Source organism: Streptomyces sp. NPDC033180, from assembly GCF_055577645.1.
In genome coordinates this window covers 106,796-128,236 of sequence record NZ_JBVIPU010000017.1, presented here as the reverse complement: position 1 = coordinate 128,236, position 21,441 = coordinate 106,796, and the positions used below count along the sequence as shown (strand labels likewise).

The window sequence follows — 21,441 nt, the reverse complement described above, 5'->3', positions numbered from 1 at the left end:
GCCTAGCACGAGGGCTCGTATGACGTCGCCGTTGGGTTTCACGCTCGTTCAGCTGCGTTACTTCCTGGTCGCCGCCGAACGCGGCTCGATGACGGAGGCGTCGGCGGAGCTGCACATCGCGCAGTCCGCCGTGTCCGCCGCCATCCACAATCTGGAGCGGGACCTCCAGGTGCAGTTGTTCATCCGCCGCCGGGGGCGGGGCCTGACCCTGACCCCTGCCGGGGAGCGGCTGCGGGTGCAGGGCCGTGACCTCCTGGCCCGCGCGCGCGAGGTCGAACTGGAGGCGCGGGGGGACGGCGCGGCGCTCTCCGGGCCGGTGACCGTGGGCTGTTTCGTGACCCTGGCCCCCTACTATCTGCCGCGCCTGTTCAGCGAGTGCACGCGCCTCCACCCCGGCATCGAGATCGACGTGGTGGAGGCGGAGGCGGACCAACTCGTGGAGGCCCTGACCGCGGGGCGCATCGACTTCGCCCTCACCTACGACCTGGGCCTGTCCACCGAGCCGCAGCTGCGCAGCGAGACGATCGCCCGTGCCCCCGCCTACGTCATCGTCGCGGCCGACCACCCACTGGCGAGCCGAGGCAGCGTGCGCCTCGCCGAACTGTCCGCGGAACCGCTGGTCCTCCTCGACCTCCCGCACAGCCGCGACTACTTTCGCTCCCTCGTCGCCGCCACCGGCACCGCCCCCGACGTCCGCTACCGCACCCGCAGCTACGAGACCGTGCGCTCCATGGTGGGCCGGGGCCTCGGCTACTCCGTGCTCAATCAGCGCCCCGCGACCGGCCGGACCTACGGCGGTGGAGAAATCGCGGAACTCGAACTCCGCGACGCCGGGCGCCCGTTGGAGGTCAGGATCGCGACGCTGGACGGCATGACGCAGACCGCGCGGGCCCGTGCGGTGATGGACGTGCTGCGGGCGAGCGCCGACGAGTCGTAGAAGCCCGCTACAGCTCGACGCAACCCGCCACCGCCCGCCCCTGGACACGGATCACGCGCTGGACCTCGGTCCGGGCCGGAGCGGCGTCGCGGCTCACTGTTGGCAGGCCGAAGCTTGTCCTCACGCGCCACCGGGATTCTGGGCCAGGTCGCAGCACTGGCGCTGGCGGCGAAGCTGCTGGTGGGCACGGCGTAGGCAGCGTTCACCGCAATCGGCGCGAGCGGCGCGCTCACCCTCGGCCACGCGGTCGGTAGAGCTACATCGAGGCGAGGGCTGGAAAACCACCTCCCCGCGGTGCAGTTCAACAGTTTCTCTCCTCTGGTTCCGCAGGCGTCGCACAGCTCGACTCAGTTCACCCTGGTTGCGTGAAGAGGTGGCAGAAGTGTCGGATGCAGCAACACCGCAGCCCACTCCAAGGGTGCGGGAAGTTCTCACTGCGGCAGCGCGGAAGGCTTCAGAAATGGGCCATTCCTACCTGGGGGTGGAGCATCTGATGCTCGCCATTCTGGAGGACTCGGGAGCCGTGCCGACGCAGGCGGTGGCAACACTCATGGATCCGATGGCCATCCATGCTGCCATTGTGGACCTCATGGCATCGCCCGCCTACAACACTCCGTCACGCAACATGATCATTCCGCCGGACTAGAGATCCTGGACCTTGCAAGGGGAAACCGAACACCAGGCTGAGCGCCTTCCTCTGTACTTCGTTGAGCACTTTCGCGAGTAGGCCGACACGAGGTCCAGAATCAGGGCATCGATGTCCCCAAGCTTCTGGAAGCCCCCTCCCTGCTGGTCCCCGAAGAGATCGCCACGGAGAACGACATCACGGTCAACGATGTCTGGGAGCACCCTGACCCACGACGAGTGGGAGGTGGCTCTCGGACTGCTGGAGGAACTCGGCGACGTCCACCCGCTTCAGCTCGGCTTTTGGGAAACCCTCGCTGCGGCTGCCGAGCAGATGCAGCTGGAGAAGAGCACGGCTTGGTGTCGTTGGCGCTGCTACGAAACCCGTAACGGGACCCCGCACCGAACTGGCCGCTCTGCTGGACGCCCAACACCGCCCGGAGGAGGCTCACACCGAGGCGCAGCGGGCCCGCTGGATCTACACCCAGATCCTCCCCCCAGGCAGCGCCGAGCCGCCGCTCCCCTGCTCACTGATGCCGGCCCGACCTCCCGGTAGCCAACCGGTCCAAGACTCACCAGAAACCCCAAGGCGCCACTACGCCGCGATGCATGCCATCACACGGTCGAAAGCCCGTCGGTGAAAGTATCGGTGGAAGTAGGAGAGGTAAGTGTCCCGGTCCGGGTGGCCTGCTCCGGTGCGCTCGGCGACCTGCCCGAGACGGATGCGAAACGGCAGTCGTGCACGGCCAGTTCGTGGAGCACCCCGTCGCGAGCGGAGGCTTGGCCGGCCTGGACGACGTGGCGTACGCATGCCGAGCCCCACATGCCCAGCAGCACTGTCAGCTGGTAGCCCTGGCGGGTCGTGCGGGCGTCAGTGGCTGCGGCCAAGTGCGGCAGTGCAGCGCTCTGCCAGGCCTGCCATCTCCACGTCCCGGGGCGGCTGGTAGGGATCCCACGCTGTCGGTGGCAGGGGGCGGGCGGAAGAACTCTTCCGAGGGTTCGAAGGAGGCTCCACAGCGCCGGGCCTCGCTCGCGTAGTGCTCACACATCGCCTCGGCACGGTCCTCGAGCGCGCGTCGGCCGGTTAAGGAATCGTGGGCCAGGGCGATCCAGGACGCGCCCGGCCCTCCCAGCGGCCCGGTGGGCGAGGCTCCGGCTGCTGACTGCACCAGGTCACCGACGTCCCGGAGGAAGTCGAAGGCTGCGGAGAGCGACTCCGAGGCGGTCGCGAGGCTCCCGGCGAAGTGCCAGCCGTGATAGATGCGCCCCCAGTTGTTGCGGCTGGTGGGCGCGGTGCCGCCTCGGCTCTGACCGGGTGGCCAAGAGGTGGGCTGAGGCCTGTGCCCGAGGGGTCGCGGGAAAGGGCATGGGGCGGTGCGCAACGTGGATACTCTCTGGTGTGTGATGAACGACGGCCCCATCCGTACCACCGCCGCCCGCCTCTTTGACGCCTTCTGGGCGGGGGGGATCTCGAACCCACTGGAGATTGTGGAACAGATCTCCCACCTCCTGTATCTGCGCGAACTGGACCGCGTGCAGGGACGCTGGGAACGGGGGGCAACGGCATCGGCAAATCCGGAGAGGGAACCGATCTTCGCCCCGGACGAGCAGCACCTTCGCTGGTCCCATCTGATATGCCTGACGCCGCAGCGCATGTACACGTTGATCGCTGACGAGGTATTTCCGTGGCTGCGCAGTCACGCGTTCCCGGGGCTGGCCTATTCGCAGCACGTCAAGAACGCTCGTTTCACGATTCCGTCCCCGAACGTCTTGACGAAAACTGTCGGCCTGCTTGAGGACGCCCTCTCGGCCGACGCCGCCCAAGCAGCCGATCTGTACGAGCGTCTCCTCGCTCCAGTCGCCACGGCAGGCCCTTACGGCGCCTTCCGTACGCCTGTCCATCTGGCGGATCTGATGGTGGCCATGGCTGAGCCTGCGGCCGATGACGAGGTTTGCGATCCTACGTGCGGCGTGGGTGGTCTGCTGACTGCTGCCGCGCAGTTCGTACACCGGTCCGTCTCGACAGTGCAGCAGGGAACGGCAGAAGTAAGCGGTCGCCTCCACGGGTTCGACTTTGATACGACGATGCTGCGGTTGAGCAGCATGCGGTTGTCGCTTCAAGGCTTGGAGGGTGCCGACCTACGCCATCGGGACAATCTCTCAGAGGGGGCGGCGGCGGACGGCGAGCGCTACTCGGTCGTCCTGGCCAATCCCCCATTCGCCGGGAGCGTCGACTACGAGTCTGTTGCACCTGAGTTGCTGGAGATGGTCCGGACCAGGAAGACAGAGCTTCTTCATCTCGCCATGGCGATCCGGCTGTTGAAGTCGGGAGGACGCTCAGCCGTGATCGTCCCTGCCGGGCTGTTGTTCAGCACTACAGCGGCTCACCTCGAAATGCGTCGGATGCTGGTGAACAAGCATGGGCTTGAGGCTGTGGTGAGTCTGCCTGGCGGTGTCTTCAAGCCGTATGCGGGAGTATCGACGGCGATCTTGTTCTTCACCAAGGATGCAGGACGGGCAGACAGTGTTTGGTTCTACGAGCTCAAGGCGGACGGCTGGAGCTTGGATGATCGGCGCGCGCCGCTACTGGCGGAGAACAAGCTAGGGCTGGTTCCCGACAGTGTGCTCGACGCTGCCGACCACGCGCGCAACAACCTTCCGGATCTCATGCGGCGTTGGCTTCTACGTCATGGCAGCGAGCGTCGGCGTGCCCGGTCCGAGCAGAGCTTCTGCGTGGACCGGGCGGAAATCGCCGAGGAGGATTACAACTTGGCACTGGAGCGTTTCCGCCAGAACCATGAGATGCAGCGGGCCGCGGAGGAAGGCATTCGGCTGGGGGACTTCGCTGAGATCTTCGCCGGCTCCGTGCGTGAGATCAACAAGGATCCGGAGGAAACGGACGCGGACGACCGCAGGCGGGTTCTGACACCGTCCCTGTTGACCAATGTGCTGCCAGATACGGCGGATCTGCCCCTGCGCGCGGACGACCGTGAGCCCCCGCGCCGACTGCGGCAAGGAGACATCGTCGGACGGGACCTTGCCGGTACACGTCACTGGACGCCTGTACCCAGCCAGTACGAAGGAGTGCAGCCCGGTCAGGGCCTGATCATCATCCGTCTTACCCGTGCGGCTCTTCCCCTTGAGTATGTGGCCGCCTACCTGTCCAGCCCGCTGGCCGAGCAGCAGCTTCCGAAGTACGGGACGATCCCGCGCATCAAGGCACGCGAGATGGCCAACGTCTGGATCCCTAAGTGTGACGGCGACCCCTCCGAGATCCGCGCCTTGCTCGTCATGCTTGCAGAAGGGGAACGGGAGGCATCGCACATCCTGGACGAACTCCACCGAGCCCGAATCCGGGTTTTCGAAAGCGGATCGGGTTCAGCCCGGCGAGGGCGTCTGGAGGATGCCGCCGCGATGAGCTCGTTGACCGCACAGAACCTGCGTCAGCACAACGATCCCTACAAGCTTTTTCAGGAGTCATATCCCTACGCAATAGCCCGCGCAGTGCGCAAGTTCCGGCACGCTCTTACCCTGTCGGAGAAACATGAGGCGGCGATCCAGTGTGCCGAGTCCCTGATCCTTTCTCTGGGCATCATGGCACTCGCGGTGGCCACCGACCGCGGCCGCCAGGAGCTGCCAGCCATCGCTCAATGGCGTCAGTCCGTTGAGCAGGGTGGTGTCTCTCTCGGTCACTGGTTGGCTGTAGTCAGGGCAGCAGCCGAGGACGCCCGGCAACACGGGGAGACGGCCGCAGGCCTCGTGGAGGCAACGGTCCGCAAGAAGGGCGGGAAGGGCTTGGCCGCCGACCTCGACCAACTGGTGCAGCTGCGCAACAAGATCCGACACGGCGCCGCCCCTCGGACGCGCGCCGAGCACGAAAGGAGCCTGGGACGCATCGAACCCCTGGTACTCAGCAGCCTGTCGGGGTGCGCCTTTCTCGCCCAGTCCCAGTGGGTGCACACACACCGCCTCCAGTGGCTCCCGGAGTCAGGAACGTTCCGTGTATCGGGCCTGGCCCTGATGGGCGATCATCCCGACTTCGCCACCGTCACCTTCGACACGGCCCATCCACTGGTGGACGACCGCCTCTATCTGATTATGCCGCACGACGCGCCGGTGCCGCTGTCACCGTTCTGCCTCCTGGACGACTGCCCGGCCTGCCTGGCACCAGAGTTGTACTACCCCGACCGCCTGAAGAGCTCCACAGCCATGCTGAAGAGCCTCGACAGAGGCCACGAGTTGGATAATGAGGTCATCTTCCGGGAACTACGCGGATGGGGCACGGGGTGACTGGATACTCGTCGGCGTTCGTTGTGGATACCACTCCTTCGGCCACGGCTCAACAGTCGCCGTCAGGGCGTGTTGCACAAGGCCGTGAACTGGGCATCTCCTGTGTATGGCTGGGGTATTGAGGGCCGAGCGCGTGTGCGTGGAGAAATCAACCCGGCTACAAGTGACGCGGTGTGCGCGGCGGCTGAGAGTGGTGCGGGAGTGAGGCGGCGGCCGCCCGCGTCATCGCTGTACAGGTCGCGAACGACACCTTCGCCGCCCGAGGCACCGAACCGTGGGGACAGGGATCGACCGCGGTCGCCTCCGACTCCACCCACGTGTGCGCCTACGACCAGAACCTGCTCACCGAGTGGTGCTTGCGCTACGGCGGCCGTGGGGTGCTCATCTACTGGCACGTAGAAAAGAAGTCCCTGGCCATCCACTCCCAGCTCATCAACTGCACCGCCTCCGAGGTCGCCGCGAGGATCGAGGGCGCCATGCGGCACGACACCACCATGGTCGTCGAGGCCACTGCACAGACAGTCATGGCCAGTCGGCAATCGGGTTCGTCATCACGAAGCCGCTGAACTTCGACCTGCTGCCGCGCATCAAGCGGATCAACAAGGTGAAGCTGTACCGGCCCATGGCCGGCGAACCGGACGCCTACCCACAGCTGACCCCCCGGCGCCGACCCGCACGATCCGCTGGGAACTCATCACCCAGCAGTACGACCCGGTGATCAAGTATGCGACCGCGATCCGTACGCGGACCGCGTCCACGGCCGCCTGCCTGCCTGCCTGCCTGCCTGCCTGCCTGCCTGCCTGCCTGCCTGCCGCGGTTGTACGCGGTGACGAGTGCCTCGCGGACCGCGCCGTCGGTGTCGGCCTGGAGCTCTCCAGCGACCGCCTCGACGGCTGTACGGAGGTTGTCGATCGAGGCGAGCTTGAGCTCTGCCCACAGAGGCGATTCGAGGTCTGCCTCCAGGGCCTTCGCGAGGCGCCAGATCTCACGGCAGATGCGCGCTAGTTGACGTTCTTTGCTACCTCGTCGCATACCGGGCTATCCCGCAAGGCGAGCAGTGACAGATAGTCGTTGCCGTCAGGGGCGCGGTGGGTGACTTGAAGGCTCCAAGAACCCTTGGTGAGTGACGTCAGCCCGGTCTTCTCATGAGTGCGCCGCTCGGTGACTTTCCACTGCCGCTTGCGGAGCGAACTCACGATCGCGGCGACTTGCGCCTCTGCTGCAGGAGAAAACGTAGCCCAGTCCGCCGCGCAATCCTTCATTCTTTGATCCACGGGCACTTGAGCTTCCGGGCCGACACCCGCATCCTTTGCTGCGGCCACCAGGTCTGCGCGAATAGCCGACTGCTTCCAGTCCCTCGAAGGCGCGGTCGGCGACTTGGTCTCAGTCTCGGCCGTCGCTTTCACCGACGTGGTACCGCCGCACCCCGCCGTGAGCGCGAGAACCATGAGGGCTGCTCCCAATCCGGCGCCCCGTCTCCTCGAACTACTACACATGTCTTCCCCACCCCTATCCGACGCCCCAGGCATCATGCGTGGGGCGCCACGGAGTGTTGCACAACCCTGGGGGCGCCCCGCTTTCAACCCTGACCAGTCTGTTCCTACGCTGGCCCATCCGGACTCTCCGCGCCGATCGCTACCGGGTCTGCGACGTCGCCTCCGGACTCCTTCAAGATCCGGTCGACCTCCGCTCGGCCCGACGCAATGGCTCGGCGGTCTCGGCAAGGGGCTTGCTGTCGTCCTTTACCGAGTCCTGAAACTCCACGTCAGGCCCCGGCACTTCGACGGTCGGCACGCCAGGGAACATGCCCGATCTGAGCAGCATGAGCCTCGACTCGGTGATGTCCGCGAGCCCCGGAACGGCGAGCTCGGACCTTCGTGCCCAACCACTCATGCGCCACGCGATGCGGGCCTTGATCTCCGCAGCGGTCACCGCGGCGCCGTCGGCATCGTCGCCGAACGTGCCACCGGAGTACCCGGCATTCCGGATCACCCCTCGCCCGACAGTTTCCTCGATCGTGGCCCGGTGCTCCTCGTGCCGGATCGCGAACTGGTTCAAGGTGATCGCTTGGTCGCTGGTCGGCGGGATGTTCATCGCCGCGAAGGACCTCGCGGTCCTGCCAGGACACGCCCGCACCCGGCCCGGCGGCCTGGAGGTAGCCGGGCGGGGCGATGGTCCATGACTTGGCAAGACGGATGTCCCGCATCCACGACGTGTACGTCTCGTCGATCGCCGACAGGAACGTCTTCGCGCCCTGAAAGTCAGACGTGCCGAGGCCGACCGTGCCGGAGATGTCGAGCCAGTCCGGGGTGTCCATGGTGTTGGGATGCACGCGGCGAGGAGCCGCTTCTCTATCCCGGCCGGGAGCTGCCTGGCGGGCAGGAAGTCCTTCGTGGCCGCGAATTCGGTCAGCGCGCGCCGGTTGCCGAGGTTGTCCTCAGTGCCCTCGTACACCCCGTGCAGGACAGAGCCGGGCTCGTGCCCATCGGGTCAGGGCGTCGGCGGGGCGGAGCAGGACCAGGAGGCTGCCCTCGTACAGCCAGGCTTGCGCGGGGAGCTGCTTCACGGTGCGGGCGATCAGCTTCTTCACAGCAGGCCCCGCGGCGGCCGAGCTCGCGCTGCTGGCCTGCGCCGTCATGGCCCGCGGCGCAGCTGCTCGCCGGTGACGCCGAGCGGGGTACGCGGGTCGTCCTTGCTCGCGGACCGGTAGGCAATGAATGACGGTGCCGCAGGCGATCAGGAAGACGACCGCGGCAGCCTCCGGGGTGAGTTTGCCGAGGCTGCCGTGTGTGACTGCGCCCGGAGGGACTGGCCGGTGACGCCCTGCACTCCCTTGCCGCCGCCGGCCCTGTGAACAGGTGCGGGACTCCCGTCTCGTGCGCCGACCGGCCGGGCTATGTCGAGGCGTGGGCGCGAAGAAGGCCGTACGGCATGCCGACGAGGATCCAGTCGAGTAGTGAAGCCGCTACTCCCGACTACCCTGCCGGGCCACACTTATCGACCCTCTTCGCGTCGGCACCGCCCCGGGCGAGGGCACCCCAGCTCACTCTATGAGCTCCCTGTCCGCCGATTTCAAAATCAAGTCCCGTTCTCTTGCCGGCGCGGTCGCTCAGTTTGAACGCCGTATCGCGCGCCCAAGGGTGGCCAGAGGAATCCACGAATGCAACTAGATGAAACTCAAGGCTATTCGATTTTTTTGCTCGTCTTCGATTTGAACGACGTATCCTTCTTGAGGTCGTCCAACGTGATTCCGTACTGAGTGCACGGAGCGACGGCCCGAAAATGTACGTGCACGGACGGTCCAGAAGCCCTATCAGAGATTCCGTCCTCTGTTTGAACAGGTGTGAGGCTCATCGTGGCGCCGGAAATGGCGTCGAGCGATCGATCCGCAAATATGAGGTCGCTGTTATTTTGAGGATCTGGCCAGACCGTGATCATGTTGGCCTGTTCGGCTTCTTCTTGCTCCAGCGCCAACTGCGACTGTTCTATCTGCCCTCTGGATGCCGCTATCCCTACCCAGCTGACAGTTGCGGTGATAAAGAGGCCGACGGCGGCCGCTATATAACGGCCACTTGGTTCGGCCAATGCGGTTCGGGGCGGGTGCTTTCCTGTGTGGCCCGGCGAGTAGCGCGACACTCTCTCCAGCTGGGTCGTCGCGGAGTGGAGGGGGCAGCGCTGTTCGATGCATCAGGCGACCCGCCGCTTTCACTGGCCTCGGGGTCGCCCACAGCTCCCTGGTCACCCGTCAACTTCATCCTCCTGCCAGCGACTTGAGAGGCGGCGAGCGTACCGGTCCGCGCTGCGAGGCCGCGAGCGTTCCGGCTCGTCGCTTCAGGTCGGTTCCTGGCGGCGGCGGTCGGGTTTGCCGTCATTGCCGCTCGCGCGCTCTCGGAGGTCTTAGCTGGAGGCTTCTGTGGTGGGGGGTGGGATCCCAAGCCGATACCTCTGCACCCCGGCGCAACATAGACCCGAACCTGTGAACGATCGGCCGCCGCTTTCCCGCCTCGACCTGCTGCGCTTCCTACGGCGCGTGCAGGAGCGGGACCTCGCGCCCACCGACGAGTGGATCGCCGAGGAGGAGCAGCGCCAGGCCGAGCGGATCCGTGGCGAGCAGGCCCGACCGCCGACCCCGGACTGGCTCATCGAAAAGGGCTTCAGCGGGCGCACCGCGGTATACGTGCACGTAGGTGGATGCTGGAGCGGCCGGAGGCGCACCGAGGGCATCACGCGCGATCAGGCCCGGCAGGCGCTCGCGGGCGGGACGGATGCGTGTCCGCACTGCCGACCTGACACCGAACTCGGCGTGCTGGAGTGATCCAGCGGGCGCACGCTGAGTACATGGATCCCGACAAGTGGCAAAAGTGGGGGCCAGGGAACAGGCCTCCGCCTCCGCAACTGTCCGACCTGCCAGAACAGGAGCCGGTCGACGCGGCACGCCGCACGGTGATGCTCGACTGGACAGTGAATGAGTACGTGGCCAACGGGTGGAGAGTGGAGTCTCGATCTCCGACCCAGGCCATCATGGCTCGTGGCGAGCCTGTGAACCATGTGCTGCACGCCATCCTGACGATCTTCACGTGCCTCCTCTGGGGCATCGTGTGGATCGCCATCGCGGCGTCGAACAAGATCGAGCGCGCGGTCATCACGGTCGACCTCGCGGGGCACATCGATGTCGTGCAAGCCCCCGGGCGATAGCTCGTGCGTCATGCACCTGATGGACTGAGGGAGGCGGGATGACTAGCACTGCCCCGATAGTCGTGCATCCGCCATCCGGTACGGGCGGCCGGCGGGTGACGGCGCGCGGGCAGTTCCTCGGCCCCGCGCACTCCGATGGTGACGTGATCGAGTTCCTTCGCCGTGTCGGGCTGCCGGTCGGTGAGGGGCTGTTCGATGATCCGGCGTGGGTGAACTGGAGGGGCGGGCGCGCACACCACCACGAGGCTGCGTAGGTGATCAGGATGAGGCGCCGTCTAAGGCACTGAGAGCCGAGATGGCTGCTGTTGCGGGTGGCGACGAAGCGACGGTAGAGGTCGCCCTGGAACGCATCCACACAGAGTCGAGAGGGGCGGCGGACAAGTGCGAGGTAAACTGATGTCCGTCCCCCACGACGCTTGGCAGCGGTCGAGGCTTGGGCATCTCTCACGTCGTACGCCCTCGCCGCAACGTACGCGCCGTAGTCCCCGATGCGGTATCCCGGAGCGCGGGTGCCCAGTGCTCACGCAGGTCCCGTACGACTGCCGGCGCCGCCATCGTCACAGAGCACCTGAAGGAGGAAGAACCCCCCTGGCCACGAGGCCAGAGAATCGGCGAGGTTCAGAGGAACTCACGGGATGTCGCACAACACTTGGTCAGACTGCGACGGAGAGCAGGTCCACCACGAAGACGAGTGTCGAGCCCGCCGGGATCAACGGCGAGGGTGACTGGTTGCCGTAGCCGAGGCGCGGGGGAACGATGATCTCGCGTCGGCCGCCGACCTTCATCCCTCTGACCCCGCGGTCCAAGCCCTTGATGGCCTTGCCACCGCCCACGGCGAACTTGAACGTCTGGCCCCGGTCCCAGGAGGTGTCGAATTCCTTTCCGGACGCGAAGGTGACCCCGACGTAGTGAACCTGGACAACCCTGCCCGGCTTCGCCTCAAGCCCGTCCCCCACGACGAGGTCGCGCATTGTCAGTTCGGTGGGAGCGTCACCCTCCGGAAGGTCGATCTCGGGCTTCGTCAGTTCACTCATTGCAGCCTCATTCTCTCGCCGCCGGAAGCCCTCATACAGACCAGCCAGGCTCATGGACACTCTATGCGGCAGATCATCATGCCGTCGTGAACGCTGATCTGCCGGTTCTCGATGATGGCGAGGCCCTGCTCCTCGCCTCCCCGCATCGCCCATGGGTGTCGCCTTGTAGCGCGTGGCCATATGCGCGGAAAATCCTTCAGCCTGCGCTGATAACGGCCGGTTCTGGCGTGGGGCCGTGCCACCTGAGCACGCCGTGGCACAGCTCACCGGTGAGGGCACAGCTACCGAAGCGAAGCGCACGCGTTCCATGCCGCGTGCCGGCGGCTGATGGGTATATCCGCCGATCACGCGGTCGTAGCCCAGGATTTGGTCACCACGTGCCGTGCGATCTCGGCCGCAGTGCCCGGTCAGCGCCCCGCACCCCAGCACCCGCACCCGCCGGACCCGGCAGGAACCGACCCCCCGCACCGGCCCGCGCGGCACGCCCCCCGCGCCCGTCTACCGCAGCCGCCGGCCGGGCCCGGCCCACACCGCCGGCAGCCGCCCCGGCTGTGCAGCGCCCCGCCGGCGACAGCGTTCGCGGAACGGCGGTTCCCGCCCGCCGGGCTCAGCTGAGGACCAGGGTCGTGGCCAGGGCGGGGCCGAGGGCTCCGCCCATCAGGTAGACAAGGGTGAACAGGCCGATAGCGGTGGAGCGTTGGCGGTCGGGGACGGCGGAGGCCGCTTCCTGCGCTTGGGTTCCGTTCGCGGCGGTCGCGCTGAAGACCGCAAGGCCGATCGCGATGTACAGCACGAGCGCCGAGTGCGCGAAGACGGCCGCCAGGACGGCGAGTGCTCCGGCCGCGAGCAACAGCGCGCGTACTCGGGTTCGGCCCAGGCGTGCCGCGACCGTGCCGAAGGCCAGGGTGAGTGCCGAGCCGACGACCATGGCCACCAACTGGCCCGTGGCCACTGTGGCCGTCGTCCAATGCGCACGGTCGGCGATCAGCTGGGGAATCGCGAACAGCAGCGTGAAGTACGACGTGGACAGCAGAAGTGTGATCAGCGTCGAGCTGCCGAAAGGCCTGGAGCGCAGGGCGGTCGCGGGCACGTAGCCGTCGGGGCGGCGCCGGATGTGCACGACCAGGGTGCCGGCGGAGATGACCGCGACGAGCACGGCGGGCAGAGGGTTCGAGGGCAGCAGGACGAGACTGCTGGAAAGGATGGCGACCAGCACCGCGCCCCGGGAGTCGAAACGGCCCTCGGCGGGGGGCTCCTCCTTGGTGTGGCGGCTCACGGCGGGCACGGCCACCAGGGTGAGCACCAGGACGGCCAGCGCGGCCCGCCAGGAGACCGCGTCGGTCAGGCGCTCGCCCAGCAGCGGTCCCACCGCGCCGGATATCCCGGACCCGGCGCTGATGACGACCATCCGGCGGGTGGTGCCGGCCAGGTTCATCGCGATCGCCATCATGCCCGCGCCGCCCGCGGCCTGAGTGGCGCGGCCGACGAGGGTGAGCGGCAGCCACGGCGAGACGACCACCAGCACCGTGCCGAGGGCCACAAGAGTGGCGGCGAGCCACAGCGTGGGACGTGTGCCGCGCCGTCGCAGCAGTGCCGCCATGAGCGGTGTCGCCACCGCGAGGGCCAGGGAGAACACGGTGACCAGCCGTGAGGCCGTGGTCGTGGTGACGTCGAGCGATCGGCTCAGGTCGGCCAGGATCAGCACGGCCGCGTTGTTGGCGGCGGCGACCGGGGTGGCGAGCAAGGCCAGCCGCAGGATGGGGACGTGTTGCGAGGATCTCGGGATGGAGGCAGTGGTGCGCGCGCGGCGCGCACCACCCCGGCCGGTGAGGGTCTGCATGGCGCTTCCCGTGGGTGTCGGCGGGTGACGGAGGGGCAGGTCAGAGCGTCGTCACGACCTGGTCGTAGGGCAGGCGGGGCAGCCGCGGGAACCAGGCATCGGGGCCCGGGCGTCCGATGTTGACGACCATGAGCGGGGCGTGGTCGTCGTCGAGGAACTCTTTGCGCAGGCCCTCGGCGTCGTAGCCGGTCATGGGCCCGGCGGCGAGTCCGGCCGCGCGGATCCCGATCAGGAAGTAGGCGGCTTGCAGCGCCCCGTTCAGTGCGGCGGCCTCCTCGCGCACCGGGCGCTCGGAGAAGTAGGCGTCCTTCGCGTCGGGGGCGTAGGGCGCCAGCTCCGGCAGCTCCTCATGGAACTCGCAGTCGGTCGCGAGGATCGCGATCAGGGGCGCCGAGGCCGTCTTGACCCGGTTGCCCTCCGCCAGGTGGGACAGCAGTCGCTCGCGGGCGTCGGGTGTACGGACGAGGACGACGCGCAGCGGGTTGGTGTTGAACGCGGTCGGCCCGTACTTGACCAGGTCGTAGACCGCCTCCAGCTGAGCGTCGGACACCGGCTCGCCGGTGAACGTGTTCGCGGTGCGGGCCTCGCGAAAGAGCAGGGCCTGGGCGGCGGGGTCGAGCAGCAGGCTCATGTCGTCTCCAGAGTCACTTCAAGGCTATGTCTCTTAAGCCAATATATTTTGACGTTGAAAGAGAAGCATGTTTGCCCTACAGGGTCAAATCTCTTAACCTTGAAGTACATCGGAACGAGGAGGAGAGGCTGCATGGCCGACGCGGTGGACCAGATGGCCGAGCAGTGGCGCACGGAGCGGCCCGACCTGGCCGACCAGCTGGAGTCGGTGGAACTGCTCGCACGCATCTCCCGCATGCAGCGGGTGTTCGACCAGCACTACAAGAAGCTGTACGAGGAGTTCGGCCTGAACCTCGGCGAGATCGACATGCTCTTCACGCTCCGCCGCGCCGGACCGCCCTACACGCTCTCCGCGGGAGCCTTCGTGAAGGCCGTCATGGTGACCGCGGGCGCCATCACCAACCGGCTCGACCGCATGGAGGCCAAAGGCCTGGTCGAGCGGGTACGGGAAAGCACCGACCGGCGCTCGGTGCAGATCCGCCTCACCGAGCACGGCAAGGCCCTCGCCGACGAGGTCCTCGCCTCCCACATGCGCAACTACGAAGAGATCACCGCACCCCTCGACCCCCAGGAACGCCACCACCTCAACTCGGAGTTGCGCAGAATCCTCGAAGCCCACGGCGACACCACCCTCGGCTGAGCACCCTCCCCGTGAAACGAAGTGAAGAGCCGTCGCCAGGTCAGGTGTTGAGGAGAGAGCCCCCGAGAGGGGTGGGGCTGTGGAGTGCGGTGTCGCGGTGCCGGATGGTGCCGATCAGTCCGGCAGTGCGCAGGACGGTCGCGTGTTCGCTGGCGCTCGGTGATGTGATGCCTGTGTGGATGGCGAGTTCCTTGGTGGAGCAGCCGGGGTGTTCGGCGATGGCGGTGAGCACGATGGCCCGGGTGCGGCCCAGGAGGGCTTCCAGTGCCGCGTTGGTTGTGGACGGGCCTGACTGCGTCTGCGGGACGAGCAGGGGCTGCGTTGTTGCGAGGTGATCGCTTCGGACGGGGAAACTCATCACGGGCTGAGGCGTTGCGTCGGCGTCGACAGCGGGTATCTGGGCCCCGAAGACCGAGGGGACGAGAAGCAGCCCGCACCCGTCAAGGTGCAAGTCGTCGTCGAGACCCGAGAACATGGCGACCTCCAGAACGGGCGGGTTCCATCGGATGCGCCGCGGGTCCAGCGAGCCGAGTATCCCTTCCATGCCGCCTGTCAGCAGCTGCCGCATCCGTGCCCCCCCGGCCCGCGGCCAAAGCGTTGGTGATCTGCGTCCAGTAGGGAGACAGGACCACGGCGCAGACCTGGGCCAGGCTGTCGTAGACCCGCTGCAGCAGTTCCGCGTCGTCGGGCAGGTTCCGTGCCCACGACGGGACGGAATCCCACTGCGCCATGAGCGCGAGGTCCGCGCGGATCTGGGACCGGGGCGTGAAACGCACCCGTTCCAGCGGCTCCTGAATACTGCCGACCCCGGTGGGGACCAGAAAGTCGGGCGACCAGCCTCGGGCCGGAACGAGGTCGATAACCGCGCGTGCCGCGGAATCCAGCCCAGCCAGCTCCCCGAGAGCCTGTTGTCTCCAGGCTTGGAACCGTGGCCGTTGGCTGTGCGGACGGAGCGTGCGTACCGCGGCGCTCAGCTCCAGCAGGGGATGCGGGGCCTGCGCCACTCGCGTCCGTGCCAGGTCCTCCACCGTGAAATGAATGCGGTACACCACACACTGCTCCCTCCGTACGACACGCTCCGGGGTGATGTTTCGGGAATGCCGTTGTTCGGTCCAGACCGAATCAGGTCGCCTGTAGCTCCTGGGGCAGCAAATGCTGTGTGTGCACACCAAGAAGACGTCCGCTCGGAGGGGGGCGGACGTCGCCAAACCGGTCAGATCACGCTGATGAGGCACGTACGAGCACAGGCCGATTCGACACCATGGCTCTGCGCCGTAACGCAGACATGAGTGTTAAGGGCCTTGGCCGTCCGCCTGATCACCCACCACCACGTCCAACGGCTCTGTAAGGGTCAGTCAGCCCAACAATCGGTTCCTGACCGCGGCCGGGTCTCGGAGTCATGCACGTTTCGGCGGACGGTGGGCCGGGCCCGCACCCGCCCACCGCGGCGCCGCGCAGTGATCCAAGTATGCGAAGAGGCCACCACCGGTGCCGTGGACCACAGTTCGCCACGCGCTGACCGGGACACTCTGGAAGCCGTCATGCGCTCTCTGTACGGGTAAGGAGGGCTCACCCCAAGCGTTCAGCTCCTGCGTTTGCCCGTGCCAGGTACCGGCCGCTCGTCCTCGGCCCGGGCTTCTGCGGGGTCGGCCGGCCGAGCCGTGAGCTTGAACCACGGGGATCCAGCATCGAGCCAATCGAGCCAGAAGAACCTCGGCTGACGTGACCTGGGATTGACCTGCCCAACCTGACCAAACGCGTAGGGGTACCCCCTCACCGCCTCGGCGACCTCACCGGGCGGGACGAGCAGGAGCGTGTCGCACAGCGGGCCGTTCGCGGCGCGGGAGGTGCCCCGGCTCGGTGCCGCGCGCATCCGCTCGGCTATGCCGTCGCAGGGCTCAGCAGTCCCCGGACGATGACTTGCACGACCTCCCAGAGTTTTTCCTCCAGATCGAAGGCCGTGCGGGCCAGCGTCCAGCGCAGTGCGAGACCATCGACAGCGGACGCCAGGGCGAGGGCCGCCGCGTCGGCGCGGCGTGCGGCTTCGTCATACGTTCCGGGGTCCGCCTCGCACACCTCGAGGAGAAGGGTGCGCATGCATTCCGTGTACTGCTCGTGGTGCGCGCTGTAACAGGCCCTGATATCAGGGATGTTCTGCGCCAGTGAGAGCAACTCCAGCGCCAGCGGGGCCTTGTCCGGGTCTTTCGTGAGTTCGCGGGCGAACCCGCGGACCAGTTCTTCCAGGCGCTCAGCGGCCGGCCTGGGGGCGGCCATCAATTCATCCATGGCCTGCATCTCGGCGGACAGCATCTGGTGGACGAGCCCGGTAGCCAGCTCTTCCTTGTTCTTGAAGTACCAGTACAGAGCACCTTTGCTCAGCCCTGATTCCTTGACGATGTCGTCCATGCGGGCCCCGTGGTAGCCCTGCCGGGCAAAGACCGTGGCCGCCGCCTGGAAGATCTGGCGCCTCCGCGCCGCACTGCGCTGCTCGTCCGCCATTTCGCCCTCTTTCCCCGTCGTTCCATGCCCGTCGTTCTTGGAATCGAGCACTGTTTTCATCACCAACAACATAGCGCTAGACCGGCCAGTCGGTCTAGCACTATGGTGAGGATCGACCGACTGGTCAGTCGAGTTTTGAAGGAGTCGCGGTGAACCCCCAGAAAACCCCGGACGAGGCACGTCCGGCCCCGCCCCTGCTACACCGGCTCGGCGTCTGGAGTGCCACGCATGCATGGCGGGTGGTGGCCGTCTGGCTGGTCGTACTGGTGGGGGCCGGCCTGCTCGTCCCCCGGTTCACCGACAGCCTGACCGGCTCCTCACTGAGCATCACCGGCTCGGAGTCCGCGCGCGCCGAGAAGCTCATGAAGGAGGAGTTCGACAGCGCGATCACCGAGGACGTTGTCGTGGTCTTCGACTCGGCGACCCGCTCGGTGAAGGACGCCACGTTCCGTGACGCCGTCGAACGCGGCATCGCCCAACTGAGGGACCAGGACGGCGTGGCGAGCGTCGAGGACCCCTACGCTCCGGGCGGGGAAGCCCAGTTCTCCAGCGACGGCCGAACAGCGCTCGTGCTGGCCGGCCTCACCGGCGACGAACGTGATCGTCAGGCGGTCGCGCCCAAGCTCCAGGAGGCGCTGGACGACACCGCGCGCGACGACATCAAGGTCATGCTGACCGGGTCTAGCGCGCTCAACGCGGCGGTGGTCGAGCAGGAGGACAAGGACCTCGCGCGGGCGGAATCGATCGGCCTGCCGATCGCACTGATCGTCCTGCTCGTCGCTTTCGGCACGCTCGTCGCCGCGGGCCTGCCGCTGATCCTTGGTGTGTTCGCGCTTATGACGTCCTTCGGCGCCCTGGGAGCTCTCAGCTACCTCACCAACTTCGACACGTTCGTCCAGGCCGTCGTCACCATGCTCGGTCTAGCCCTTGGCATCGACTACTGCCTGTTCATGGTCACCCGGCAGCGTGAGGAGCTAAGCAGCCGCCGCGACCGGTCGATCCCCCAGGTCGTCGGCGCCACCATGGCGACCGCGGGCAAGGCCGTGTTGTTCTCGGGGTTCACAGTCCTGGTGTCGGTGGCCGGGCTCCTGCTCGTACGCGCACCCGTCTTCCGATCGATGGCGCTGGGCGTCATGGTGGCGGTGGCCGTCATGCTCGCGGTGGCGATGACGCTCCTGCCCGCCGTACTCGCCCTCCTGGGCACCAGGATCAACCGCCTTGCCGTTCCTGGTCTGCGCCGTGCCGTGCAGCATCCGGATCCCGAGCATTCGGTCTGGGCACGCTGGACACGCGTGGTGTTGCGCCGTCCCGTGCTCGTGGGAGGCATGGCCACGCTGGTACTGCTGCTCGCGGCCGCTCCCGTGTTCGGGCTCAAGCTCGGATTCGACGTGGGCGCGAGCGCCGTTGCCGATGCCCCGGCCGGCGCGGGGTACAACCTCGTCGCGAAGAAGTTCGCCCCGGGAACAGCCACCCCCGTGCAGGTCGTCGTGACCAGTTCCGACGGTGCGCTGGACAACGCGGGGCTGAAGTCTTTGGACCGGCTGAGCACGCTCGTCAAGGACAACAAACAAGTCGACGGCGTCCTGTCGCTGACAGACACGCTGAAGGAAGAGACCGGCACGGCGGACCAGGACGCTTTGCGCACCGCGCTCGCCGACGACAAGGGCGAGCTCGACCGCATCGTCAACTCATCGGGCCATGCCACCATCCTGACGGTCTTCTCCAAGAGTGCGCCGGACTCCGACGAGACCATCGATCTCGTCCACTGGATCCGCGACACCGCCGCCCCCCAGGCGGCCGGCCCCGAAAGCGGCCTCGTCGTCGACACCGGAGGTCTGACCGCGCAGACCATCGATGTCGGCGCGGAGATCAACAGGGGAACACCGTGGGTCCTGACGGCCATCCTCGGGATGTCCTTCCTACTGCTCCTGCTCGCCTTCCGCAGCCTGGTCCTGGCGCTCAGCGCGATCGTGATGAACCTTCTCTCCGTGGGTGCCGCGTTCGGCCTGCTGACCTGGGTGTTCCAGGACGGCGCGGGCGAGGCGCTGTTGGACTTCACCAGCCGCGGCTTCATCCAGGCCTACCTGCCGATCCTGACCTTCGTCGTCCTTTTCGGTCTCTCCATGGACTACGAGGTGTTCCTCATCTCCCGGATGAAGGAGGAGTGGGACCGCACCAAGGACAACACACGCGCCGTCACCGTCGGGGTCGTCCACACCGCCAAGGTCATCACGGCGGCAGCCGCCATCATGGTGGTGGTCTTCGCTTCATTCATGATCACCAGCGTGGTCGAAGTGAAGCAGATGGGCTTCGCCCTGGCCGTCGCGGTCCTCGTCGACGCGACACTGATCCGCATCGTCGTCGTACCGGCGGTGATGCGCCTGCTCGGAGCCGCCAACTGGTGGCTTCCCAAGTGGCTCGACCGGGCACTTCCCCGCGTGCAGCTCACCGAAGGACCGTCCCCCGCGGGGGACGGCACGGACCACAGTGACGCGGGCCGGGAATCGGCCACAGCACGGACGACAGCCTCCGCGTCCTCATCCGACTGAGCCCGTGCTGTAACCGCCGCGCACACAGGGAGCACCAGTGTCTGGCACTCACGAGGCAGCTCGCCGCTGGCTCGGTCTACTCTCGCTGACCCTCGGCCTCTTGGTCATCGGGTTGGACACCACCATCCTGACCGTTGCTCTGCCGACCCTCGCCACGTCGCTGGAGGCGACGACCTCCCAACTGCAGTGGTTCACCACCGCCTACACGCTGGCGTTCGCCGCCCTGCTCCTGCCGCTGGGAGTGCTGGGCGGCAGGCTCGGCCGCCGACGCGTCCTGGCCGCGGGCTTGTGGCTCTTCACAGCGGGGCTGGTCGTCGCCGTGCTTGCCGAAACCTCGGGTGCGCTCCTGTTCGCCCGCATCATCATGGGGGCGGGGGCAGCCGCAATCGCCCCGCAGGCGCTGCTACTTGTACCCCTGCTCTTCCCACCGGGCCAGCAGTCCCGGGCGGCAGCTCTCGCGACGTCCACGTTCGCGCTGGGGCTGCCGCTCGGCCCGCTGATCGGTGGAGGCCTGTTGGACTCGTACTGGTGGGGATCCGTCTTCCTGATCAACATCCCCGTCCTGGCCCTCGCGCTTGTCGGTGTGCTGCGGTACGTCCCCGAAGTCAGAGGCCCGCAGGCCCGTCTCGACGTCGTCGGGTCCCTGCTGGCAATGACGGGAGTCTCCGCCCTCCTCTACGGCGTCATCGAGGCACCGAACCGGGGCTGGGGCGATCCGCTGGCACTGCTCGCGATCTTCACGGGTGTGGCTCTCCTCTGCGCGCTGCTTCTCTGGTTGCGACAGGCCGTACATCCTCTGGTCGACCTCTCGCTCTTCCGCAACGCCCAGTTCGCGTGGGGCACAGCCGCCATCTGCGTGGTCATGTTCGTACTCCTGGGCATCCTGTTCGTGGTCCCGCAGTTCCTCCAGCAGGTCCAGGGCCACGACGCCATGGCCACCGGGATCCGGTTGATGCCGATGTTCGTCAGCCTGCTGGGGGCGACGGTGGCGACCGAGAAGCTGGTGAGCAGGTTCGGCGTCAAGTGGGTTGTCGCGGTGGGCATGCTGCTCTGGGCCCTCGCGCTGATACTTCTTGGGCAGCTTGCCGCCGACAGCTCGTACACAGCCACTGCTGTCGCGCTGGCGATCGCCGGCCTGGCGCTCGCCCTGACGCTGCCCACCACGTTCGATGCCGTGCTCAGCTCCCTCCCGCCGGATGCCGCCGGTGCGGGCTCGGCACTGGCCAACGCCTGCCGTCAGATCGGTGCCGCCGCGGGCATCGCCGTACTGGGCAGCGTCCTGCACACCGTCTACCGCGATGAACTCGACGACGGGGCGGCACCCCAACTCGTCGGCGGGTCCATGGAGGCCGTGCGTGACAATCTCGCCGGAGCCGAAGCAGCGGCGGCCACGCTGCCCGGCAGCCAGGGGCACAGTGTGCTCGCCGCTGCCCAGGACTCGTTCGTCTCCGGCATGTCAGCGGCCTCTCTGGTCGGCGCCGGGGTCGCCGCGGTGATGTCGGTCCTGGTCGTGGCCATGCTGCCGGCGCGAAGCAGCGAGGGCCAGCAGGCGTCTGTCGATGCGGAATTGAACCGTCGGGGGGTACCTGGAATCCGGCCTCGGGGGGGGGGGGGGGGGGGGGGGGGGGGGGGGGGGGGGGGGGGGGGGGGGGGGGGGGGGTGGCGGGAGGGGGGGGGGGGAGAGAACAACAGCAGTACGGGAG

At 67.3% G+C, this 21,441-nt stretch carries 19 protein-coding genes and 1 pseudogene; 10 read left to right on the top strand and 10 right to left on the bottom strand.

The window, feature by feature from the left end; all coding sequences use genetic code 11:
- The first annotated feature begins 19 nt into the window (after window positions 1-19).
- Both ACZ5WE_RS33150 and ACZ5WE_RS33145 read left to right on the top strand, forming a co-directional pair.
- Window positions 20-937 carry a LysR family transcriptional regulator gene (locus tag ACZ5WE_RS33150; RefSeq protein WP_467694156.1) on the top strand — a complete coding sequence of 306 codons (918 nt, stop codon included), beginning with the start codon at window positions 20-22 and terminating at the stop codon, window positions 935-937.
- 373 nt (window positions 938-1,310) lie between these two features.
- A complete protein-coding gene (locus ACZ5WE_RS33145) occupies window positions 1,311-1,583 on the top strand; it encodes a Clp protease N-terminal domain-containing protein (protein ID WP_467694154.1) in 273 nt (90 codons plus the stop codon).
- A gap of 593 nt (window positions 1,584-2,176) precedes the next feature.
- On the opposite strand, the gene ACZ5WE_RS33140 is transcribed toward ACZ5WE_RS33145, so the two are convergent.
- Window positions 2,177-2,449: a hypothetical protein gene (locus ACZ5WE_RS33140; protein ID WP_467694152.1), complete on the bottom strand. Its 273-nt coding sequence runs from the start codon at window positions 2,447-2,449 to the stop codon at window positions 2,177-2,179.
- Window positions 2,450-2,965: 516 nt separating this feature from the next.
- Between ACZ5WE_RS33140 and ACZ5WE_RS33135 the strand changes: the two genes are divergently transcribed.
- The gene (locus ACZ5WE_RS33135; protein WP_467694273.1) at window positions 2,966-5,851 is read left to right on the top strand and encodes a class I SAM-dependent DNA methyltransferase; all 2,886 of its coding nucleotides are present in this window, start codon (window positions 2,966-2,968) and stop codon (window positions 5,849-5,851) included.
- Window positions 5,852-6,075: 224 nt separating this feature from the next.
- Window positions 6,076-6,569, top strand: a pseudogene (locus ACZ5WE_RS33130) (Tn3 family transposase).
- A gap of 283 nt (window positions 6,570-6,852) precedes the next feature.
- On the opposite strand, the gene ACZ5WE_RS33125 reads toward ACZ5WE_RS33130, so the two are convergent.
- The 4 genes from ACZ5WE_RS33125 to ACZ5WE_RS33110 all read right to left on the bottom strand — a co-directional run bounded on the left by ACZ5WE_RS33125 (window position 6,853) and on the right by ACZ5WE_RS33110 (window position 9,487).
- Complete coding sequence (locus ACZ5WE_RS33125; RefSeq protein WP_467694150.1) at window positions 6,853-7,299, bottom strand: hypothetical protein; 447 nt, start codon at window positions 7,297-7,299, stop codon at window positions 6,853-6,855.
- Between the two features lie 220 nt (window positions 7,300-7,519).
- On the bottom strand, window positions 7,520-7,945 hold the full coding sequence (locus ACZ5WE_RS33120; protein WP_467694149.1) for a hypothetical protein: 426 nt from the start codon (window positions 7,943-7,945) through the stop codon (window positions 7,520-7,522).
- A gap of 343 nt (window positions 7,946-8,288) precedes the next feature.
- Window positions 8,289-8,489 (bottom strand): hypothetical protein, encoded by a 201-nt coding sequence (locus ACZ5WE_RS33115; protein WP_467694147.1) that lies wholly within the window; start codon window positions 8,487-8,489, stop codon window positions 8,289-8,291.
- Window positions 8,490-9,034: 545 nt separating this feature from the next.
- A complete protein-coding gene (locus tag ACZ5WE_RS33110; RefSeq protein ID WP_467694145.1) occupies window positions 9,035-9,487 on the bottom strand; it encodes a hypothetical protein in 453 nt (150 codons plus the stop codon).
- A 340-nt stretch (window positions 9,488-9,827) separates the two neighbouring features.
- Here ACZ5WE_RS33110 and ACZ5WE_RS33105 point away from each other — a divergent pair, with 340 nt between their 5' ends.
- Genes ACZ5WE_RS33105 through ACZ5WE_RS33095 form a run of 3 tightly spaced genes read left to right on the top strand, consistent with a single transcriptional unit; the run spans window position 9,828 to window position 10,800 of the window.
- Window positions 9,828-10,166 carry a DUF6233 domain-containing protein gene (locus ACZ5WE_RS33105; protein WP_467694144.1) on the top strand — a complete coding sequence of 113 codons (339 nt, stop codon included), beginning with the start codon at window positions 9,828-9,830 and terminating at the stop codon, window positions 10,164-10,166.
- Between the two features lie 23 nt (window positions 10,167-10,189).
- Window positions 10,190-10,546 (top strand): hypothetical protein, encoded by a 357-nt coding sequence (locus ACZ5WE_RS33100; protein WP_467694142.1) that lies wholly within the window; start codon window positions 10,190-10,192, stop codon window positions 10,544-10,546.
- 38 nt (window positions 10,547-10,584) lie between these two features.
- Window positions 10,585-10,800 carry a hypothetical protein gene (locus ACZ5WE_RS33095; protein WP_467694140.1) on the top strand — a complete coding sequence of 72 codons (216 nt, stop codon included), beginning with the start codon at window positions 10,585-10,587 and terminating at the stop codon, window positions 10,798-10,800.
- Window positions 10,801-11,199: 399 nt separating this feature from the next.
- On the opposite strand, the gene ACZ5WE_RS33090 is transcribed toward ACZ5WE_RS33095, so the two are convergent.
- From ACZ5WE_RS33090 to ACZ5WE_RS33080, 3 genes are all read right to left on the bottom strand, one after another.
- Window positions 11,200-11,580 carry an FKBP-type peptidyl-prolyl cis-trans isomerase gene (locus ACZ5WE_RS33090; protein WP_467694139.1) on the bottom strand — a complete coding sequence of 127 codons (381 nt, stop codon included), beginning with the start codon at window positions 11,578-11,580 and terminating at the stop codon, window positions 11,200-11,202.
- Between the two features lie 607 nt (window positions 11,581-12,187).
- A complete protein-coding gene (locus ACZ5WE_RS33085) occupies window positions 12,188-13,420 on the bottom strand; it encodes an MFS transporter (RefSeq protein WP_467694138.1) in 1,233 nt (410 codons plus the stop codon).
- A gap of 40 nt (window positions 13,421-13,460) precedes the next feature.
- The gene (locus ACZ5WE_RS33080) at window positions 13,461-14,051 is read right to left on the bottom strand and encodes a malonic semialdehyde reductase (protein ID WP_467694137.1); all 591 of its coding nucleotides are present in this window, start codon (window positions 14,049-14,051) and stop codon (window positions 13,461-13,463) included.
- A gap of 132 nt (window positions 14,052-14,183) precedes the next feature.
- On the opposite strand from ACZ5WE_RS33080, the gene ACZ5WE_RS33075 reads away from it, so the two are divergent.
- Window positions 14,184-14,690, top strand: coding sequence for a MarR family winged helix-turn-helix transcriptional regulator (locus tag ACZ5WE_RS33075; protein WP_467694135.1), 507 nt, complete (start codon window positions 14,184-14,186; stop codon window positions 14,688-14,690).
- 40 nt (window positions 14,691-14,730) lie between these two features.
- Here the strand turns inward: ACZ5WE_RS33075 and ACZ5WE_RS33070 are convergent, their stop codons facing one another.
- On the bottom strand, window positions 14,731-15,258 hold the full coding sequence (locus ACZ5WE_RS33070; protein WP_467694133.1) for a winged helix-turn-helix domain-containing protein: 528 nt from the start codon (window positions 15,256-15,258) through the stop codon (window positions 14,731-14,733).
- 1,313 nt (window positions 15,259-16,571) lie between these two features.
- A complete protein-coding gene (locus tag ACZ5WE_RS33065) occupies window positions 16,572-17,249 on the bottom strand; it encodes a TetR/AcrR family transcriptional regulator (protein WP_467694132.1) in 678 nt (225 codons plus the stop codon).
- 89 nt (window positions 17,250-17,338) lie between these two features.
- Between ACZ5WE_RS33065 and ACZ5WE_RS33060 the strand changes: the two genes are divergently transcribed.
- Window positions 17,339-19,738: an MMPL family transporter gene (locus ACZ5WE_RS33060; protein ID WP_467694131.1), complete on the top strand. Its 2,400-nt coding sequence runs from the start codon at window positions 17,339-17,341 to the stop codon at window positions 19,736-19,738.
- Window positions 19,739-19,775: 37 nt separating this feature from the next.
- The coding region (locus tag ACZ5WE_RS33055; protein WP_469157311.1) for a DHA2 family efflux MFS transporter permease subunit at window positions 19,776-21,441 on the top strand (1,666 nt) is incomplete at its 3' end.

What these genes read in the sequence shown, in the direction of transcription:
- ACZ5WE_RS33150 (WP_467694156.1), top strand. Translation starts at nt 20, where the DNA reads ATGACGTCGCCGTTGGGTTTCACGCTCGTTCAGCTGCGTTACTTCCTG.
- ACZ5WE_RS33135 (WP_467694273.1), top strand. Translation starts at nt 2,966, where the DNA reads ATGAACGACGGCCCCATCCGTACCACCGCCGCCCGCCTCTTTGACGCC.
- ACZ5WE_RS33125 (WP_467694150.1), bottom strand. Translation starts at nt 7,299, where the DNA reads ATGGTTCTCGCGCTCACGGCGGGGTGCGGCGGTACCACGTCGGTGAAA.
- ACZ5WE_RS33120 (WP_467694149.1), bottom strand. Translation starts at nt 7,945, where the DNA reads ATGAACATCCCGCCGACCAGCGACCAAGCGATCACCTTGAACCAGTTC.
- ACZ5WE_RS33115 (WP_467694147.1), bottom strand. Translation starts at nt 8,489, where the DNA reads ATGACGGCGCAGGCCAGCAGCGCGAGCTCGGCCGCCGCGGGGCCTGCT.
- ACZ5WE_RS33100 (WP_467694142.1), top strand. Translation starts at nt 10,190, where the DNA reads ATGGATCCCGACAAGTGGCAAAAGTGGGGGCCAGGGAACAGGCCTCCG.
- ACZ5WE_RS33095 (WP_467694140.1), top strand. Translation starts at nt 10,585, where the DNA reads ATGACTAGCACTGCCCCGATAGTCGTGCATCCGCCATCCGGTACGGGC.
- ACZ5WE_RS33090 (WP_467694139.1), bottom strand. Translation starts at nt 11,580, where the DNA reads ATGAGTGAACTGACGAAGCCCGAGATCGACCTTCCGGAGGGTGACGCT.
- ACZ5WE_RS33085 (WP_467694138.1), bottom strand. Translation starts at nt 13,420, where the DNA reads ATGCAGACCCTCACCGGCCGGGGTGGTGCGCGCCGCGCGCGCACCACT.
- ACZ5WE_RS33080 (WP_467694137.1), bottom strand. Translation starts at nt 14,051, where the DNA reads ATGAGCCTGCTGCTCGACCCCGCCGCCCAGGCCCTGCTCTTTCGCGAG.
- ACZ5WE_RS33075 (WP_467694135.1), top strand. Translation starts at nt 14,184, where the DNA reads ATGGCCGACGCGGTGGACCAGATGGCCGAGCAGTGGCGCACGGAGCGG.
- ACZ5WE_RS33070 (WP_467694133.1), bottom strand. Translation starts at nt 15,258, where the DNA reads ATGCGGCAGCTGCTGACAGGCGGCATGGAAGGGATACTCGGCTCGCTG.
- ACZ5WE_RS33065 (WP_467694132.1), bottom strand. Translation starts at nt 17,249, where the DNA reads ATGAAAACAGTGCTCGATTCCAAGAACGACGGGCATGGAACGACGGGG.